We start from the raw sequence: 2,028 nt of genomic DNA, 5'->3' as shown, positions 1-2,028 counted from the left end.
TTTACGACCGAACACCACGGCCCAAGGTGAGTGGCGAGTTCACTCCGTTGGGCGGGCCGACCCCTGGCTGGCCATCGGGCGGCCCTCCCGAATGGTGCCCGTCCTCAGATCGGCGAGCCTGGGTGGGGAATCAAGATGAGCAGGTCTGGGAAACGCCTGAGCCCGGGTGGCGATTTTCAAGGGGCCACATCACCTGATGGGGATTCTTGAAAAGGCTGTGGCGGATATTTCGTGAAGGTCAGTTCGAAACATCCGTCATGCCCGGCAATGTCCCTTCCTCGGCATGGTGTTCGTGGGGGACGAACGGTTCTGGGATCTGGTGTGGCCTGATGTTGAGGGGCTGGGCATCGACGCGGTGGGGCGTCGTTGGGATGCGGTACGGATTGATCTGCATGCTCGGCAGCGGACGATGGCATGTCCCTCGTGCGGTGTGATCGCTTCACGCGTGCACAGCAGGTACATGCGGCGCCTGGCCGACCGTCCGCTGGGCGGTCGGCGGGTGCTGCTGCGTCTGCGGGTCCGCCGGGTCTTCTGCGACAACGGCCTGTGCACCCGCCGGACCATGGCGGAACAGGTGCCGAGCCTGACCGCGTGGTACCGGCGCCGGACGACGGCCCTGGCCCGGATGGTGCAGGCGATCGGGCTGGCAGTCGGCGGCCGGGCCGGTGCCCGGCTCGCCGACTACCTGCCGGTGCGGACGAGCCGGGACGTGATTCCCGGGGAACTCCGGCGGCTTCCGGACCCGACGTCTGCCCAGGTCAGGGTGCTGGGGATCGATGAGTTCGCGTTCCGCAAGGGCGCCACCTACGGCACTGTCCTGATCGACGTCGAAAGAACACGCCGGCCCATCGACCTTCTGCCCGACCGCACCGCGGACACCGTGGCCTCCTGGCTTGCGGACCACCCTGAGATCGAGGTCATCTGCCGGGACCGGTCAAGCACCTTCAGGCAGGCCGCCGCCCGCGCGGCACCCGACGCGATCCAGGTCGCAGACAGGTGGCACTTGCTCCACTCGCTGGCCCGTGCCGTCGAACGAACCGCCCACCAACACCGCGTCTGCCTGTGTAATGACGCCGAGACGGACCAGACCCAGGAGCCGTCGGACCCCGCGTCCTTGGCGGCGCTGATCGGGCCGCTGGAGCCGAGCGACCCACCGGACGGCCAGCTCCTGGCCCGCGTCCGCCAATGGCACAGCGACATCCACCAATTGCGCGAACGCGGCTGGACGATCAGTCGAATCGCCGACCGCACGAGACGGGACCGCAAGACTGTCCGCCACTACCTCACCACCGACCTCGACCAGATCCTCGCCTCGGCTCGCGAACGCCGTCCCAACGGCCACATCAATCGCTTCAAGCCCTACCTGCAACACCGCTTCCGCGGAGGCGCGACCAACGCTGCCGCCCTCTGCCGCGAGATCCGAGAACGCGGCTACCGCGGCAGCCGCGTCGTGGTCACCAAGTACATCGCGACCCTCCACGCCGGCACCGCCGCCCCCGAACCCGCACGGCCGATCCCCGGCCCCCGCCGGATCACCACCTGGATCATGCGCCACCCCGACACGCTGACCAACCGCCAGCGCGAACAGCTCGACAGCATCCTGGACGGCTGCCCCGACCTGGCCACCGCCCGCGACCTCGCCCACGAGTTCAGCGCCATCGCCCGAGAACGCCGAGGTCAGGACCTCACAAACTGGATGACCCGAGCCCTCGACCAGGGACCACAGCCGGTCCAGGGCTTCGCCGCTTTCCTCCAGAACGACTGGGACGCTGTTGTCAACGGCCTCACCCGGCCCTGGAGCTCCGGCGCCGTCGAAGGCCAGGTCACCCGCATCAAGCTGCTCAAACGCCGGTCATACGGCGGGGCGTCCTTCGCGCACCTGCGGACCCTCGTCCTCGCTCAGCCTCCATGACCGGAGCAGACTCCTGACCTGGGGTTACCGGGCTGCATGTGACATCCTGCGACAGTGCTTTTGAGTGATCATGCGAGCAGCGTCGAGCTCTGGCCCCTGCGCTACCAGTTCCCCGC

Annotated in this window: 2 protein-coding genes; one reads left to right on the top strand and one right to left on the bottom strand. The window is 68.1% G+C overall.

Translation table 11 applies throughout. The features are described 5' to 3' along the window. Positions 1-238: 238 nt before the first annotated feature. Complete coding sequence (locus AB0D44_RS34315) at positions 239-394, bottom strand: hypothetical protein (protein ID WP_362598817.1); 156 nt, start codon at positions 392-394, stop codon at positions 239-241. 15 nt (positions 395-409) lie between these two features. Here AB0D44_RS34315 and AB0D44_RS34310 point away from each other — a divergent pair, with 15 nt between their 5' ends. Then, on the top strand, positions 410-1,912 hold the full coding sequence (locus AB0D44_RS34310) for an ISL3 family transposase (protein WP_362598814.1): 1,503 nt from the start codon (positions 410-412) through the stop codon (positions 1,910-1,912). The last annotated feature ends 116 nt before the right edge of the window (positions 1,913-2,028 follow it).

Source organism: Streptomyces sp. NPDC048349, from assembly GCF_040651925.1.
Lineage (GTDB): Bacteria > Actinomycetota > Actinomycetes > Streptomycetales > Streptomycetaceae > Streptomyces.
This window is presented reverse-complemented; position numbering and strand designations above follow the sequence as displayed.

What these genes read in the sequence shown, in the direction of transcription:
- AB0D44_RS34315 (WP_362598817.1), bottom strand. Translation starts at nt 394, where the DNA reads ATGCAGATCAATCCGTACCGCATCCCAACGACGCCCCACCGCGTCGAT.
- AB0D44_RS34310 (WP_362598814.1), top strand. Translation starts at nt 410, where the DNA reads ATGGCATGTCCCTCGTGCGGTGTGATCGCTTCACGCGTGCACAGCAGG.